The following is a 17,172-nucleotide window of genomic DNA, read 5'->3' as shown; positions in this document are numbered from 1 at the left end:
GAAAAACTAAAATAATATGATAGGGTCAAAATTAGATATTTTTAAGAAAGAATGGCTTGACGTCGTTTTTCAGGGCCGCAACAAAGAATATGGAGCTTACGAGCTTCGTAAGCTTGCGCCTAAAGCGACGAACAGAGGACTTTTGGTCGTGATCGGCTTTGTGGTTCTGATGAGTCTTCTTCGTCTTTTCGGAGACAAAATTTTTCCGAAAAAACCGGTTGAAGCACCTCCAGCGGTAACGGAAGTTACTTTGGAAGACCTTGAAGAAATCAAACCACCAGAACCACCAGAAGAAGAACCTCTTCCGCCAGAGCCGGAAGAAAAGCCTCAACAAGTGGCTATGGATGTGCCAAAAGAGGATTTGGTACGTTTCCCTGAGCCTAAAGTAGCTCCGGCCAACAAGGTTGTTGAAGAAGTTGCTTCTCAGGAAGAACTGAAAGACCAAAATAAAACTCCGGCACGTATTACCTTGAAGGGTAGCCCAACAGGTACATCAGTTGCACGTGGTGAGTTCGGTTCAAAGAAACAAGATGGTGCTATCACGGGCGCCAAAAAAGGAGATCCGAATGGAGATCCGAATGGTAATGAGATCTTTACTGCGGTAGAGGTGAATCCTACACCGATCGGTGGAATGAAGGCGTTTATGTCGTGGATTTCTAATAACTATGATTATCCTGCTGCTGCATTGGAAAACGGAATCAACGGTGTTGTTGAAGTTTCCTTCGTGGTGGAGAAAGATGGTAGTTTGACTGATATCAACGTGAAACGTGATTTGAAATACGGTACAGGTGATGCAGCTGTTAAGCTGTTGAAGAAAGCGAAGAAATGGAAACCAGGTATTCAGAATGGTCGTCCTGTTCGTGTCGCTTATACTTTGCCGATTCGTTTGAATACTATTCAAAATTAAAATGACAGATTTTAATTCGAAGAATAATTCTAATTACAGACAGAAATCGCCTCTAAAGCGATTTCTGTCTATTTTAGGACTATTTATGTTTGCTTTTTATTTTGTCTTAGGCTTATTGATCATTTTCTGGGATAATTTCCCCATTGAGATCAACCCTACGTATAAGACCATTTTTGGTGTCGTGTTGATCCTATACTCTTTTATGCGTTTTGTGCGCTTATGGCAAAATAATTTTAATTAGCTTTCGCTACCTTTTTAGATTCCAATTAACTCTCTTCAAAAATTAAACTATTCTTTTATTAAATTGTCCTATTGTATGATGTACCGTATGAGAAAATATAGTGTAATTCTTGTGATGCTTGTGATTGGTGCAGGAGCGATTGTTTCTTGCAAAAATAAAACAAAGAACAACAAGGGGAGTGAAGATATTCTGACAGGGAAGTTGCCGGTTTTGGTTGACCAGACTTTGCTACCTGTTATTCAGGAGTCTGCGGATGTATTTGAGAGTTCCTATCCAAATTCCAGTCTTGAGATTATGGCAAGGCCGGAGATCCGGGCAGTCAATGCCCTGCTGTCGGATTCGGCCTATGTTGTCGTGCTGACCAGAAAATTGACAACGCAAGAGGATAGCTATTTTAAGAAGCGTGGTATTCAGCCCAAAATCTTTCAAATGGCATCCGATGCTGTGGTATTGATTAATAATCGCAGCAGTACAGATACTATAATACCTCAAAAAGACGTTAAGTCTTTGTTGGAAGGTAATTTAGCTGGAAAGCGCTTGATCTTTGACAATGCCAATTCAAGTACTTTGCGTTACTTGAAGGATTATTTCAAGCTTGCCAAACTGGATCCAAAAGCTGTTTCAGCGATGAAGGATAACGCAGAGGTGATGCAGTATGTTAGTGAGCATGCTGATGCAGTAGGGGTTATTGGTTATAATTGGTATCTGAAAGCAGTTGAAAAAAATTCGAATTTATTGGATAAAATTCGTACATTGAGCATCGAAAATGTTAGTGAAGGTGTAGATAAGGCACATTTTTATAAGCCATCACAGTCAACTATTGCCGACGGTGTGTATCCGTTTATAAGACCGGTTTATATTATGAATTATCAACCTAATATGGGATTAGGTTTAGGCTTCAGCGCTTTTTTGACGGGAGATCGGGGACAACGTATTGTTTTAAAGGCAGGATTGGTGCCTGCTACAATGCCTGGACGTGAGATCATTATTAGAGATGAAAGTTATATTAAATAGATAATAAATAGTACAAAAATAGATTATGACAAACAGTAAATTATTATTTAGTCTTTTATTGGCTGGAACTGTGGGCACAGTAAGTGCACAGAGTTTGAAAGATGCTAGAGCGGCCATCGAGGCTGAAAACTATGGTAAAGCGAAAACTATTCTTCAAAAATTAGTGAGTAAGCAACCTAAGAATGGAGATAATTATTTCTATTTGGGTCAAATTTATTTGGTAAACGACAGAGCGGATTCTGCGGCTGCGATTTTCAACCAAGGTTTGACTAATGATCCAAAAGCAACGATCAACAATGTTGGTTTGGGTTATGTTGACTTAATGAAAAAAGATAAAGCTGGCGCTGAATCTAAGTTTGCTTTAGCAACTGCGAAATTGGGTAAGAAAGATTACGAACCGTTATTGGAAATCGGTCGTGCATATATTAATACACCAGAGCCGGATTATGCAAAAGCTTTGGAATATTTGACCCAAGCGAAGGAAAAAAACAAAAAGGATATTGCTATTCCTTTGGCATTAGGTGATGCTTACCGCGGGTTGAAAGAAGGTTCTTTGGCCTACACTAGTTATGGTGAGGCGATGGACATCGATCCAAATTCGGTACAGGCGAAAGTAGGTCAGGCTGTCATTGTACGTGGTGCTCAGGCTTATGATGAAGCCGTTACGCAATTAGAGGCTGTTGCTGCTGAAACACCAACTTATGCACCTACTTACCGTGAATTGGCAGAGACTTATTATCAATGGTCGAAAGCTCCTGGTACATCAGATGAGAAATATGTGGAGCTGAACAAAAAAGGTGTTGAGCAATACAAAAAATATTTAGAGGTTGCGGGTGATAATACCTTGGAAGCAAAAATCCGTTATGCAGACTTCTTGGTTTATGCGCGTCAGTATGATGAGTTGAAGACTGTATCAGAAGAATTGGCGAAAAATCCGGATGTGGATCCAAAAATCTACCGTTACCTAGGTTATATTGCATTTCAAAGTGCCAAAGATTATCCAAAAGCAATGGAATACTTGGATTTGATGTTCAGCAAAATGGAGAAAGACCGTGTGATTCCTTTGGATTATATGTACTTAGGTATGTCTCAAATTGCGGCTAATAGTCCAAAAGCTGTGGCTCCGACTGCAGCTGCTGGTGCTGACAGTACCGCTACTGCTGTTGATAGCGCTACAACTGCTGTTGATAGTGCAGCTGTGGCAACTGCTCCAGCTGTGACTCCTGAAAATGAGGCAAACATTCAAAAGGGTATTGCAAATATTAAGAAAGCAATTGAAGGTGACAAAGAATTGCTAGCTGAAGTTGCTGAATTGGCTTTTGCGAAATACCAAGACCAAGAATTGCAAACGGCAGTTTCTTTGTTTGAACTTGTAGGTCAATATAAAGATTCACCTTACTATTTCGATTCTCACTACTATGCAGGTGAAGGTAATTACCAAATTGGTTTCAAAAAAGATAGTGGAAGTAAAGATGCTGAAGGTAACTACGTTAACCAGGAGCTAAGAAATGGAGCTATTGCTAATTTTGAGAAAGCACAAACTGAGCTAACAATTATAGAAACTACTGATAATAAAGAAGCACAAGATAAGTACTTGATCAATGCGCTGTATTATAAAGCTTTTTCTGCGTTGGGTGCTGATAATTTGGAGCAACCAACAGGTGATTTCGTGGCGCCGTTCCAAAAATTGATTGAAACCATCAATCAGCGTGGTACGCAAGAAAAGAACAAAGCATATTTAATTGATGCATATACTTATATTGGCCTTTTCCACCTTATTAAAGCGGAAAACCCACAAGCGAAGACTAATTTCCAAAAAGTAATAGAACTTGATCCGGCAAATGAGGCTGTTCAAGGATACTTAGAGGCTTTAAAATAAGCTTAACTAAAATCATTCTAAATTAGGCGCAGGTAACATTATCTGCGCCTTTTTTGTTTTGAATTTAGTCTTGGAATCTCTATATTTAGAGACAGTTACCAATATAAATTTTGATAGAGATGGAGCACGCCAATAGTATGCCGATAGATTACTTACCTATATTCATACAGCTTATCGTAGCGGTGGGATTTGGGGTAGGTACCATAATTATTACACATTTAATCGGGCCAAAAGTTCGGACAGAAAATAAGCTTGGAGCATTTGAATCGGGGGTTGAGGTTGTCGGTAATGCGAGACAGCCATTCTCGATTAAATATTTTTTGGTGGCTATCCTGTTTGTCATCTTTGATGTCGAGGTGATCTTTATGTATCCTTGGGCAGTCAATTTTAGGGAAATGGGCCTGCAAGGCTTAATCGAGATGTTTATTTTCATGGGATTGCTCTTATTGGGCTTTATCTATGTCATTAAGAAAAAAGCACTGAACTGGGATTAATATGATCCCTCAGCGATTGGCTGTGTTTGGCCAATTGTACTTAAACCTTTATAAATCGTCTTTTCATGAGTGATATAAAATTGGCAGAAGCTCCTCCGGGAGTAGAAGGCGCAGGTTTTTTTGCGACAAGTTTGGATAAAGCGATTGGATTGGCCCGCGCTAATTCGTTATGGCCTTTGCCATTTGCTACATCGTGCTGTGGTATTGAATTCATGGCTACCATGGGGTCTACCTATGATTTGGCCAGGTTCGGAGCAGAGCGGCCCAGTTTTTCCCCGCGGCAGGCAGATATGTTGTTGGTGATGGGGACCATTGCCAAGAAGATGGCGCCAGTGCTCAGGCAGGTGTATATTCAGATGGCGGAACCCCGTTGGGTGATTGCTGTGGGGGCATGTGCTTCCAGTGGCGGTATCTTTGATACTTACTCTGTCTTACAGGGGATTGATGAGGTGATTCCTGTGGATGTATATGTGCCGGGCTGTCCGCCCCGCCCTGAGGCAATCTTGGATGGTGTCCTCCGTTTACAGGAAATTGTTAAAAATGAATCCTTAAACAGACGAAATACCCCTGAATATAAAGCATTGTTGGAGAAGTACGGCATACATACAAATAAATAACGGATGGAGAACAGTATTTTATTGGAGAAACTTCAGGGAAATTTTCCTGCGAAAGTCGTAGAAGTTCCGGATGCCCATGGCTTACTGACGATTGTGGTGGACGTTGAAGATGTAATAGAAGTGCTTCGTTTTTTGAAGACAGCTAGTGAATTGCAATTTATTCATCTTACAGATATTACAGCGGTGCATTACCCGCATCTCGAAAAAGAGTTTGCCGTGGTTTACCATATTCATAGTCTTATTCATAATGTCCGGATACGCGTCAAGGTCTTCTTATATGGCCCGAATCCTGAGATTCCTTCAGCGACCGTTGTTTGGAAAGGGGCCAACTGGATGGAGCGTGAGACATTTGATTTCTTTGGTGTGAATTTTATTGGCCATCCAGATTTAAGAAGGATTTTAAATGTTGACGAGATGGAAGTGTTCCCGATGCGTAAGGAATATCCGTTGGAAGACCCGAATCGAGTAGATAAGAAAGATTTGTATTTCGGCCGTTAATTTATATGATATGAGTGAGTTTATAAGCAAGATGACAGCTAATCAGCCTGTTTTTGAAGATAATGATCCGCAGGATGAATTAATTACCCTGAATATTGGCCCGACTCACCCTGCTACTCATGGTGTGTTCCAGAATGTGGTGCAGATTGATGGGGAACGTATTGTTAGTGGGGTATCTACTATTGGTTACATTCATCGAGCATTTGAGAAAATCGCCGAACATAGGCCATTTTATCAGATTACTCCATTGACCGACCGTTTAAATTATTGCTCGGCTCCGATTAATAACATGGGCTGGCATATGACGGTTGAGAAGCTGCTGAAGATAGAAATCCCTAAACGGGTGCAATATATGCGGGTCATTGTGATGGAGCTTGCCCGTATCGCAGATCATATTATTTGTAACGGGATTCTGGGTGTTGATACAGGGGCTTTCTCTGGCTTCCTGTATGTGATGCAGGAACGTGAATTTATCTATGAGATCTTTGAAGAAATCTGTGGGGCACGGTTGACCACTAATATTGGTCGTATAGGCGGTTTTGAACGAGATTTTAATGCAACAGCTTTTGCAAAGATCCGTGAATTTTTGAAACGTTATCCGCCGGTGTTGAAAGAGTTTGAGGAAATGTTTGTTCGGAACCGGATTTTCATCGAGCGTACTTCTGGTGTTGCGGCAGTGAGTCAGGAAGAGGCTTTGGATTATGGCTGGTCTGGACCTATTCTTCGGGCAACTGGTGTGGATTATGATGTCAGGGCCCAAAATCCATATTGCTCTTATGAGGAATTTGATTTTGATGTACCTGTTGGGACAACAGGAGATGTGTACGATCGTTTTATGGTCCGCAATGAAGAGATGTGGCAGTCGCTGCGTATTATAGAACAAGCGCTGGAAAAGATTGAAAAAGAACCAAAAGGTGTTTTCCATGCGGAAGTGCCAGATTTTTACTTGCCGCCAAAGGAACAGGTATATACCAATATGGAGGCGCTGATCTACCACTTCAAGATTGTCATGGGAGAAGTTGATACGCCCAAAGCGGAGGTGTACCATGCAGTGGAGGGGGCAAATGGAGAACTTGGTTTTTATTTGATCCATGACGGTGGGCGTTCTCCCTATCGTCTGCACTTTAGGCGACCTTCTTTTGTCAACTATCAGCTATTTGCGCCAATGAGTGCGGGGATGTTGATTTCAGATGCAATTATAAATATGAGTAGTCTTAACGTTATAGCAGGAGAATTAGATGCTTAGTGTAAAACAACATAATGAAAATGTAACGTTTTCTCCAGAATTGCTGGCCAAGTTTGGAGACGTAGTGAGCCGTTATCCGGATGGAAAGCAAAAATCTGGACTATTGCCCATTTTGCATTTAGTCCAAGCAGAATTTGGGTGGGTGAGTGCTGATGCCATGGAAAAAGTGGCTTTGTACTTAAATATATTACCCATTGAGGTTTATGAAGTGGCAACGTTCTATACCATGTTTCTGTTGGAGCCCAAAGGGAAGTACGTCCTGGAAATTTGCCGTACAGGTCCCTGCTGTTTGGTCGGTGCTGAACGTATAATGAACCACCTGGAGCAGAAGTTAGGGGTAAAAGAGGGGGGGGTAACGGCGGACGGGCTTTTTTCTTGGCGTGGAGTGGAATGTTTGGCAGCCTGTGGTTTTGGTCCGGTACTACAGATTGGGCCTGAATATACCTTCTATGAGAACTTGGATGAAGCTAAGGTGGATGAATTGATTGATCATTTAAAAGCTAAAACAGAATAATATGGCACGTAAACTTTTGTTGACTCATATCGATGTCCCCGGCATCAATACTTTTGAGGTTTATCGTCAAAAAGGAGGTTATGTTGCTGTTGAAAAAGCGTTAAAAACCATGTCCCCTGAGGATGTTGTTGAGGAGGTGAAGAAGTCCGGCTTGCGTGGTAGAGGAGGAGCGGGCTTTCCGACAGGTATGAAATGGTCTTTTTTAGCCAAACCTGAGGGAGTACCGCGTTATTTGGTATGCAATGCCGATGAGTCTGAGCCTGGAACATTCAAGGATCGTTATTTAATGACCCATATACCGCATGCACTCATCGAAGGGATGATCGTTTCGAGTTTCGCCTTGGGGGCAAATACGTCGTACATCTATGTGCGGGGAGAAATGATGCCTCAGATCCGAATTCTGGAACGTGCCATTGCAGAGGCAAAAGAAAAGGGCTTCTTGGGCAAAAATATCCTCGGTTCAGGATATGATCTGGAGATCTATGTTCAACCTGGTGGAGGAGCTTATATCTGTGGAGAGGAAACGGCCTTATTGGAATCCTTGGAAGGAAAGCGTGGAAATCCACGTATTAAACCACCATTCCCTGCAATCGCAGGACTATACAATTGTCCCACGGTGGTTAATAATGTTGAATCCATCGCGGCTACTGTTCCCATCATTAATCTTGGTGGCGAAGAGTATGCCAAGATAGGCGTAGAGCGTAGTACGGGCACAAAGTTGATCTCCGCGAGTGGCAATATCGTAAAACCTGGTGTTTATGAAATTGAACTCGGTTTGCCGGTAGAAGAATTTATTTATTCGGATGAATATTGTGGTGGTATTGCCAATGGAAAGCGTATGAAAGCTGTCGTCGCAGGTGGTTCTTCGGTGCCTATTCTTCCTGCAAATCTGATTCTCAAAACGGCCGCTGGTAATAATCGTTTGATGACCTATGAATCATTAGCGGATGGTGGGTTCCAGACGGGCACTATGCTTGGGTCCGGTGGTTTTATCGTATTTGATGAAGACCAGTGTGTCGTGCGTAATACATGGAACTTTGCCCGTTTCTATCATCATGAGAGCTGTGGGCAATGTTCACCCTGCCGTGAAGGAACTGGATGGATGGAGAAAGTGCTGCATAAGATTGAAAGCGGACATGGTTCGATGGAAGACATTGACTTATTGTGGGATGTGCAACGGAAAATTGAAGGAAATACAATCTGTCCATTGGGTGATGCTGCGGCATGGCCGGTAGCTGCTGCAATTCGACACTTCAGAGATGAATTTGAATGGCATATACTTCATCCAGAAGAGTCCCAAACACGAAATTATGGACTGGCACATTATGCTGATCCTTTAGAACCAATTGTATCATAATAAAAGCTGTAACGATAAATAAATCATATCATGGCAGAAGCGGAAGATGTAAAGTTTAAGGTCACCATTGACGGGATACCGGTAGAGGTCGCCCCAGGGACAACTATATTGAATGCAGCAAGGCAGATTGGTGGGGATATTGTCCCGCCGGCGATGTGCTATTATTCCAAATTGGAGGGCAGTGGAGGAAAGTGCCGTACCTGTTTAGTGAAGGTATCAAAGGGTTCGGAAAAGGACCCGCGGCCTATGCCCAAATTAGTGGCATCTTGTCGGACGACGGTAATGGACGGTATGGAGGTGCAAAATATTACTTCTCCGGAGGTCGTGGAAGCAAGAAAGGGCGTTGTAGAAATCCTTTTGATCAACCATCCCTTGGATTGCCCTATTTGTGATCAGGCTGGCGAATGTAAGTTGCAAGATCTTGGTTATGAGCATGGAAGTGCAAATACGCGTTATGAATTTGACCGTCGAACCTTTGAACGCATTGACCTGGGAGACAAGATCCAACTGCATATGAATCGCTGCATTCTGTGTTATCGTTGTGTTTATGTCGCTAATCAGCTGACAGATCAACGTGTGCATGGTATTTTGGGGCGCGGGGATCATTCGGAAATATCCACCTATATTGAAAATGTAATTGACAACGATTATTCGGGAAATGTGATTGATGTGTGTCCAGTCGGAGCGCTGACTGATAAAACTTTTCGCTTTAAGAATCGGGTCTGGTTTACGAAACCGGTAGACGCACACCGCGATTGTCCCACTTGTTCGGGTAAAGTGACACTGTGGTACAAAGGAGAGGAAGTGATACGGGTGACAGCAAGGAAGGATGAATTCGGTGAAGTGGAAGAGTTTATCTGTAATACCTGCCGCTTTGATCAAAAAAAGACGAGCGATTGGATTTTGGAAGAACCGACAGAAATTGATTCACGTTCCGTTATTTCAGCCAATCACTATGAACTTTTTAATCCACCAAAGGTCGTGAAGGAGAATCCGATACTTCAGCAGCAAAATCGCGAACAGTTGGCTAGAACAGAAAAATTGAAATAAGCACAAATTATGGAGTGGTCTTTTGTCATAGAAAAATTAATATTAGTGTCTGTTATTTTCGTGATCACATTGGTGATTGCGATGTATTCAACACTGGCTGAGCGCAAAATTGCTGGCTTTATGCAGGATCGATATGGCCCCGATAGGGCCGGTATCTTCGGAATCTTGCAGCCGCTGTGTGACGGTGGTAAATTCTTTTTTAAAGAGGAAATTATTCCTGCTGGTGCCCATAAAGTGCTTTTCATTGTTGGTCCGACCATAGCAATTATAACGGCTTGTATTAGCTCTGCGGTTATTCCATGGGGACAAGAGCTACAGATCGGCGATCGGGTCGTCTCCCTGCAGGTGGCCGATGTTAATGTTGGTATATTGTATATGTTTGGTGTTATTGCATTAGGGGTATATGGTATTATGCTTGGTGGCTGGGCCTCCAATAATAAGTTCTCCCTGATGGGGGCCATTCGTGCGGCCTCACAGAGTATCAGTTATGAGATTGCTATGGGGCTTTCAATCATTGCATTGCTGATGGTGACACAAAGCCTTTCACTAAGGGAAATTGTGGCTGGGCAATCTGGCTTTGTCAATTGGAATATCTGGGCACAGCCTCTAGGCTTCATTATTTTTATGGTCTGTGCTTTTGCGGAGTGTAACCGGGTTCCTTTCGATTTACCGGAATGTGAGACGGAACTGGTAGGAGGATATCATACCGAGTATTCCTCGATGAAATTGGGGCTCTATATGTTTTCTGAATACATTAATATGTTTGTATCCTCGGCATTAATGGCATCGCTTTATTTTGGGGGATATAACTTTCCGTTTATGAATGACCTGGGACTGTCTGCGAATTGGATCACTATTATTGGTGTAATCGTATTCTTCCTGAAAATATTTGGATTTATCTTTTTCTTTATGTGGGTGCGGTGGACGTTGCCCCGATTCCGCTATGACCAACTGATGAACTTGGGCTGGAAAATGTTGATCCCATTGGCTATTGCCAATATTGTACTTACAGGTGTATTTACATTGATTAAAGATACTTATTTCTCATAAGAAAGGACTTTTATGCAACTAAGCAATCGTAAAAAAGTAATTGAACAAAAACAGATGACATTTGCGGAAAGGATCTATTTCCCCGCCATTATCAGAGGTTTGCGTATTACATTAAGGCATTTTTTTAAGAAAATCCCTACAGTTAAATATCCCGAGGAAATAAGACCTTATTCAAAGAATTTTAGGGGACAACATTCGCTCAAACGCGATGAAGAGGGGCGGGAGCGTTGTACTGCTTGTGGATTGTGTGCATTGTCTTGCCCGGCGGAAGCCATCACGATGACTGCTGCCGAACGTAAAAAAGGGGAAGAACATCTTTATCGTGAGGAGAAGTATGCATCAGTCTATGAAATCAACATGCTGCGGTGTATCTTCTGTGGTCTTTGTGAAGAAGCTTGCCCAAAGGAAGCTATTTATTTGGACGGCCCACATGTGACAGCAGATTACTTGCGTAAGGATTTTATATATGGCAAGGACAAATTGGTCGAACCGACTTTCGATATCACCAAATTAAAGAGCTAATTCAGGAAATTATGACAGTATTTTATTTTGTAGCCTTCTTGTCTATTTTCTTTGCACTCATGACCATCTTTACGAAGAATCCAGTGCATAGTGTATTATACTTGGTTATTACGTTTTTTACGTTTACCGTGCATTACATATTATTGAATGCTCAATTTTTGGCGGTGGTCAATTTTATCGTATATATGGGTGCCATTATGGTTCTCTTCTTGTTTGTGCTCATGCTGCTCAACCTGAATAAAGATACCGAACCGATGAAATCCAATCTGGTCAAGTTTATGGGGGTTATTGCAGGTTGCTGCCTGTTGGTGACCTTCTTTGGCGTCTACCGTGTATTTGATATCTCTAATCCTTTGACGGTAACAAATCCTGAAATCGGATTGGTTAAAAATCTAGGTAAAGTGTTGTTTAACGAATTTTTGCTTCCTTTTGAGCTGTCTTCCTTATTATTGTTGACAGCCATGATCGGAGCAATATTATTAGCTAAGAAAGAACCTAAACAAATCTAATGGAAACAGTTGTTCAGCAGTTGCAAGGTGTGCCGATCAATCATTATTTGATCTTTTGTGCAATTATTTTTGCTATTGGTGTTATTGGTGTGCTCATTCGCCGTAATGTCATCATTATCATGATGTCTATTGAATTGATGCTTAATGCTGTCAATCTACTTTTAGCGGCATTTTCAGTGCAACATGGTGATTCATCAGGGCAAGTGTTTGTCTTTTTTATTATGGCATTGGCGGCAGCGGAAGTAGCCGTAGGGCTTGCGATTATTATTATGGTATATCGGAATACGAAGTCTGTGGATATCGATTCCTTAAATAAACTTCGTTGGTAGAATTTAAGAAATATATACGATGAGTGAATTAATTTGGTTGATTCCCCTTTTGCCCTTAATCGGGTTTATAGTGAATGGATTGGGCAGGAATGCGTTTTCCAAAAGTATGATCGGTGTTTTGGGCAGCGCCGTGGTTCTTATTTCTTTTGTCTGTAGCTGTATGCTGTTTTTCGATGTATATCAGTCGAGACAGGCAGGACAGCCAGGCGTTATCGAACAGCATATATTTGATTGGATATCGGTAGGACACCTGAAAATTGGGCTCTCCTTTTTGGTCGATCCATTGAGTGCTATCATGTTATTGATTGTGACAGGTATAGGTTTTCTGATTCATGTTTATTCTATTGGGTATATGCATCATGACAAAGGTTTTGGGAAGTTTTTCGCATACTTAAACCTGTTTATCTTCTTCATGTTGCTGTTGGTACTGGGGTCCAATTATCTCGTGATGTTTATAGGCTGGGAAGGCGTAGGTTTATGTTCCTACTTACTGATCGGGTTCTGGTATAAAAATAGTTCTTATGCCAATGCTGCAAAAAAAGCATTTGTTATGAATAGAATCGGGGACCTGGGCTTTCTGCTGGCTGTGTTCTTGATTTTGGGCACGTTTGGTTCATTGGAGTTCTCGACAGTATTTGCCGCAGCAAAGAATTTTGCTATTGGTGATATTGCAGTTGTGAGTATTACGTTGTTGCTCTTTATTGCTGCTACAGGTAAATCAGCCCAGATACCATTGTTTACATGGTTGCCTGATGCTATGGCTGGGCCTACACCGGTATCTGCTCTGATACATGCTGCGACAATGGTTACGGCTGGTATTTATATGATTGCACGTTCTAATGTATTATTTGTGCTGTCTCCATTTACGTTGCAGCTGATCGCTGTCATCGCCATTTGCACAGCCCTGCTTGCGGCGGCTATTGCACTGACTCAAAATGATATTAAGAAAGTGCTGGCTTATTCTACGGTGTCTCAATTGGGCTATATGTTCCTTGGTTTAGGTGTTGGGGCATTCACTGGAGCATTCTTTCATGTATTGACCCATGCATTTTTCAAAGCCTTATTATTTCTTGGGGCCGGTTCAGTGATCCATGGTATGAGCGAAGAACAGGATATGCGTAAGATGGGTGGATTGAAGAAAGCAATGCCCGTAACTTATATGACGATGCTGATCGGTACCATTGCGATTGCGGGCATTCCCCCTTTTTCTGGGTTCTTTTCGAAAGATGAAATACTTGCCAATGCATTTGTTGCCAGTCCAATCTTATGGGGTTTAGGTTTCATCGGTGCTTTAATGACTGCTTTTTATATGTTTAGAATGTTATTTATGACATTTTCTGGATCATTCAGAGGGACTGCGGAGCAAAAACATCATTTGCATGAATCTCCCAAAAGCATGACTGTCCCGTTAATCGTATTGGCAGTGTTGTCGGTGCTTGGCGGTGGGATCAATCTTCCGGAGGCTTTAGGCGGTAATCACTGGCTTGCAGATTTCTTAAGTCCTGTTTTTGCAGAAGGGAAAGCTTTAACGCCCGTAACCAATCACTTGGAGCATAGCACTGAATATTTACTCATGGCAGTTTCCACGATTGGAGTGTTGATTATGGCTGCTCTGGCTTTTAATACCTATGTTAAACGTCAGCAAATACCTGAAGGTGATGAGGCTCCAAGAGCTTTCTTGAGCAGGCTTTCTTACCATAAATTTTATGTTGACGAGCTTTATGAGAGTCTTATTGTACGGCCAATCAATTGGATGTCGGCTTTCTTTGGAAATATTGTTGATCAACGTGGCATAGATGGACTTGTTAACGGAGCTGGTAAAGCAACTTATGATACAGGAAAAGTACTTCGTTTGCTTCAAAATGGAAATGTTGGTTTTTATTTATTGATGATGGTGATTGGGGTAATTGCCATTTTCGTATATGGATTATTGAGTCTTTAATATTGTAGTATAATCGATGGATAACTTGTTTTTACTTATTTTATTGCCGTTAATAAGCGCATTGATACTAACTTTTTTGAAGACCAATGCCGCCAAGTCAATAGCACTGATATTATCATTAATATCACTTGCCTTGACTATTCCGTTCCTGTGTGCTTTTGATACCAATGGGGGAATGCAATTTGAACAAAATTGGACCTGGATATCTTTTCTACATATCCACTTTCATATAGGTGCAGATGGCATTAGCTTACCGTTAATCTTGCTGACCAACGGCTTGATGCCCTTGATTATTGGGACGACGTTTGGGAAGAATTATAAAGGTAACTTCTATGCCTTGATGGCTTTTATGCAAGCAGGTTTATTATTGGTGTTTTTGGCACTGGATGCATTTACATTTTATGTAGGCTGGGAGATCGCTTTGATCCCGATCTATTTTATCTGTGCTCTATGGGGTGAAGGAGATCGCATCCGTGTTAATCTCAAGTTTTTTGTCTATACTTTCTTGGGAAGCCTGTTGATGTTAATCGGTATTCTTTATCTCTATCAACAAGTTCCTAATCATGATTTTGAATGGACTTCTTTTATTGCTCTAGAACTGGAGGACCATACGCAAAGATGGTTGTTTTGGGCATTTTTTATTGCTTTTGCCATCAAGATCCCAATTTTTCCTTTTCACACCTGGCAACCAAATACCTATACCAATGCACCGGCGGCAGGCACCATGTTATTGGCTGGTATCATGCTGAAGATGGGGGTGTATGGTTTAATGCGCTGGCTGTTGCCTGTTGTTCCAACAGGAGTCGCTTTGTATGGTCAGTTTGCCATGATCTTATGCGTCATCGGTATTGTCTATGCTTCCATTATTGCTATTAAACAGGATGATATGAAGCGCCTGATTGCTTATTCATCCATAGCACACGTCGGGCTGATCAGTGCCGGGGTTTTTTCTTGGAATACGAATGGCCTGAGTGGGGCAACAATACAGATGCTGAATCATGGTATCTCTGTTGTCGGACTTTTCTATGTGCTGGATATTGTTCAGCAAAGGACCCAAACGCGAAGTCTTTCTGAGCTCGGTGGAATTGCGGGCAAGGCTCCACGGTTGGCCATATTTTTTATGATCATCTGTATGGGGGCTGTTGGCTTACCTTTGACAAATGGTTTTATCGGCGAGTTTCTATTATTGAAAGGGGTTTTTCAATATGGCTTCTGGTTCGCGGTTTTCGCGGGATTGACCCTAATCCTGGGGGCAGTATATATTCTTCGCCTGTATCAGCAGACCATGTTGGGAGAAACGACTGAAAAGACAGCACAATTTGATGATGTGAAAGGAGGAGAACTGATCATATTGGCGATAGTTTCTTGCTTGATTCTATATATCGGTATATTCCCGAATTTCCTATTGAACCTTTCTGCGGGTTCGGTGGAAGTGTTAAGTACTTTTTTAGGCAGATAAATAGATATATTCAATTGTATGGGAGCAATAATTACACTTTCGATATTAGCATTAGTAGTCCTTTATCTCGGTCTTTTCAAAGCAAAAAAGATGCTTTTGCCGGTTTCTATTCTTGGTTTCTTAGCAGCTATTGGCTTTTTATGGAATGATTGGTCATCAACTACGGGCCCCTTATATAGCGGAATGGTTTATTTTGACCATTTTGCTATTGCCTTTTCGATCGTATGTGTCGCTATAACTTTATGTATTTTTGTGATTTCAAAAGGATATTTTGATGAGGAGGGGCAAGTTGCTGAATACTATTCGCTGCTTATATTCTCCTTGACTGGTGCTGTTTTGGTCAATAGTTATCACAATTTTTCTATGCTTTTTCTGGGGATAGAAATTATGTCGGTAGCCCTTTATATTTTGGTGGGTATACGTAAAAAAGATAAGGTATCCAATGAGGCTGCATTGAAATATTTCCTGATGGGCGCATTTTCGACAGGGTTCCTGCTATTTGGAATTGCGTTGCTCTATGGAGCTACGGGATCGTTCGATTTAAGTCAAATTAAATCGTACGTGGTAAACAATCCACAGACGATTTCCCCTTTATTTTATGGTGGTATCTTACTGCTTATTGTAGGGTTGACTTTTAAAGTTGGGGCTGCACCTTTTCATTTTTGGACCCCGGATGTATATGATGGAGCGCCGATTTTGATTACAAGCTATATGAGTACTGTCGTGAAAGTGGCATCTTTTGCTGGTTTATTGCGCTTGTTCAGTTATAGTTTGTTACCGCTTCAAGAGTTTTGGACTCCGGTTTTCTTAATTATCGCAGTCATCACCTTATTTGTGGGCAATATCTCGGCATTAATGCAGTCATCTTTTAAACGGATGCTTGCTTATTCAAGTGTTTCACATGCGGGATATATGTTGTTCGCCATTATAGCTGTTGGAGCTACCTCGGCTAATGCTATTCTTGCTTATGGGCTAGCCTATTCACTTGCAACGATCATTGCATTCACAGGTTTGATCCTGGTGAAAAAAACAACTGGATCAGAGCATTTTGAAGCATTCAATGGATTAGGAAAACGAAATCCTATGTTGGCTTTGGCCATTACGATCGCGATGCTTTCCCTGGCAGGTATACCGCTGACAGCAGGGTTTATTGGTAAGTTTATGATGTTCTCTTCTGTTATGGAGAATTATCACGTTGTGTTGCTCGTACTAGCTGTGATAAATGCTGGAATTGCAGTCTATTACTATCTGAAAGTCGTTGTCGCCATGTATTTTAGGGACAGTGAAGAATCTTGTGTAAATGTGCAGTGGAATTATTCTTTTGTATTGTTTATTGCAGTCGGACTGACCATATTGATCGGTGTGTATCCTGACTGCCTTTTGAAGTTAATATAAAGTGATGGAGGTGATGACAGGTGTGCAAGGAATACAAGACCGGCATAACCTATAACCTTTATAACTGCTATATGGAATTGCAACAATAAAATGGACACATAGTTAAGCTGCAATATTTTGTTTATTGATTTTTCTAGCAAACTCCTCTG

The 17,172-nt window shown here is 41.5% G+C and carries 17 protein-coding genes; all 17 read left to right on the top strand.

Annotated features, from left to right (window positions below; all coding sequences use genetic code 11):
- Positions 1 to 16: 16 nt before the first annotated feature.
- The 17 genes from HX021_RS20960 (at position 17) to HX021_RS20880 (ending at position 17,023) form a co-directional block, all read left to right on the top strand.
- Positions 17 to 907, top strand: coding sequence for a TonB family protein (locus HX021_RS20960; RefSeq protein ID WP_286592573.1), 891 nt, complete (start codon positions 17 to 19; stop codon positions 905 to 907).
- 328 nt (positions 908 to 1,235) lie between these two features.
- Positions 1,236 to 2,162 (top strand): PstS family phosphate ABC transporter substrate-binding protein, encoded by a 927-nt coding sequence (locus tag HX021_RS20955; RefSeq protein ID WP_286592572.1) that lies wholly within the window; start codon positions 1,236 to 1,238, stop codon positions 2,160 to 2,162.
- 25 nt (positions 2,163 to 2,187) lie between these two features.
- Positions 2,188 to 4,041 (top strand): tetratricopeptide repeat protein, encoded by a 1,854-nt coding sequence (locus HX021_RS20950; RefSeq protein ID WP_286592571.1) that lies wholly within the window; start codon positions 2,188 to 2,190, stop codon positions 4,039 to 4,041.
- 119 nt (positions 4,042 to 4,160) lie between these two features.
- Entirely contained in the window at positions 4,161 to 4,535 is a 375-nt protein-coding gene (locus HX021_RS20945; protein WP_286592570.1) for an NADH-quinone oxidoreductase subunit A, read from the top strand.
- Positions 4,536 to 4,600: 65 nt separating this feature from the next.
- Positions 4,601 to 5,152: an NADH-quinone oxidoreductase subunit B gene (locus HX021_RS20940; RefSeq protein WP_028070978.1), complete on the top strand. Its 552-nt coding sequence runs from the start codon at positions 4,601 to 4,603 to the stop codon at positions 5,150 to 5,152.
- Between the two features lie 3 nt (positions 5,153 to 5,155).
- Entirely contained in the window at positions 5,156 to 5,650 is a 495-nt protein-coding gene (locus tag HX021_RS20935) for an NADH-quinone oxidoreductase subunit C (protein WP_286592569.1), read from the top strand.
- A 10-nt stretch (positions 5,651 to 5,660) separates the two neighbouring features.
- Positions 5,661 to 6,896: an NADH-quinone oxidoreductase subunit D gene (locus HX021_RS20930; protein ID WP_286592567.1), complete on the top strand. Its 1,236-nt coding sequence runs from the start codon at positions 5,661 to 5,663 to the stop codon at positions 6,894 to 6,896.
- Complete coding sequence (locus HX021_RS20925; protein WP_286592566.1) at positions 6,889 to 7,410, top strand: NADH-quinone oxidoreductase subunit NuoE family protein; 522 nt, start codon at positions 6,889 to 6,891, stop codon at positions 7,408 to 7,410. The genes HX021_RS20930 and HX021_RS20925 overlap by 8 nt, the downstream gene beginning before the upstream one ends.
- A 1-nt stretch (position 7,411) precedes the next feature.
- Positions 7,412 to 8,767 carry an NADH-quinone oxidoreductase subunit NuoF gene (nuoF, locus tag HX021_RS20920; RefSeq protein WP_286592565.1) on the top strand — a complete coding sequence of 452 codons (1,356 nt, stop codon included), beginning with the start codon at positions 7,412 to 7,414 and terminating at the stop codon, positions 8,765 to 8,767.
- A 30-nt stretch (positions 8,768 to 8,797) separates the two neighbouring features.
- Entirely contained in the window at positions 8,798 to 9,817 is a 1,020-nt protein-coding gene (locus HX021_RS20915; protein WP_286592563.1) for an NADH-quinone oxidoreductase subunit G, read from the top strand.
- A gap of 9 nt (positions 9,818 to 9,826) precedes the next feature.
- Positions 9,827 to 10,867, top strand: a complete 1,041-nt coding sequence (gene nuoH, locus HX021_RS20910) for an NADH-quinone oxidoreductase subunit NuoH (RefSeq protein WP_286592561.1) — start codon at positions 9,827 to 9,829, stop codon at positions 10,865 to 10,867.
- 12 nt (positions 10,868 to 10,879) lie between these two features.
- The gene (locus HX021_RS20905) at positions 10,880 to 11,389 is read left to right on the top strand and encodes a NuoI/complex I 23 kDa subunit family protein (RefSeq protein ID WP_286592560.1); all 510 of its coding nucleotides are present in this window, start codon (positions 10,880 to 10,882) and stop codon (positions 11,387 to 11,389) included.
- Between the two features lie 11 nt (positions 11,390 to 11,400).
- Positions 11,401 to 11,898: an NADH-quinone oxidoreductase subunit J family protein gene (locus HX021_RS20900; protein ID WP_286592558.1), complete on the top strand. Its 498-nt coding sequence runs from the start codon at positions 11,401 to 11,403 to the stop codon at positions 11,896 to 11,898.
- Positions 11,898 to 12,227, top strand: a complete 330-nt coding sequence (gene nuoK, locus HX021_RS20895; protein WP_286592556.1) for an NADH-quinone oxidoreductase subunit NuoK — start codon at positions 11,898 to 11,900, stop codon at positions 12,225 to 12,227. The genes HX021_RS20900 and nuoK overlap by 1 nt, the downstream gene beginning before the upstream one ends.
- A 19-nt stretch (positions 12,228 to 12,246) precedes the next feature.
- On the top strand, positions 12,247 to 14,169 hold the full coding sequence (nuoL, locus tag HX021_RS20890) for an NADH-quinone oxidoreductase subunit L (RefSeq protein ID WP_286592555.1): 1,923 nt from the start codon (positions 12,247 to 12,249) through the stop codon (positions 14,167 to 14,169).
- Between the two features lie 16 nt (positions 14,170 to 14,185).
- Complete coding sequence (locus tag HX021_RS20885; protein ID WP_286592554.1) at positions 14,186 to 15,628, top strand: complex I subunit 4 family protein; 1,443 nt, start codon at positions 14,186 to 14,188, stop codon at positions 15,626 to 15,628.
- A gap of 18 nt (positions 15,629 to 15,646) precedes the next feature.
- On the top strand, positions 15,647 to 17,023 hold the full coding sequence (locus HX021_RS20880; RefSeq protein ID WP_286592552.1) for an NADH-quinone oxidoreductase subunit N: 1,377 nt from the start codon (positions 15,647 to 15,649) through the stop codon (positions 17,021 to 17,023).
- Positions 17,024 to 17,172: the final 149 nt, after the last annotated feature.

It is taken from the genome of Sphingobacterium sp. N143 (assembly GCF_030325625.1).
GTDB lineage: Bacteria > Bacteroidota > Bacteroidia > Sphingobacteriales > Sphingobacteriaceae > Sphingobacterium.
The sequence above is the reverse complement of the archived record's forward strand: the minus strand, read 5'-3'. Positions and strand labels throughout refer to the sequence as shown.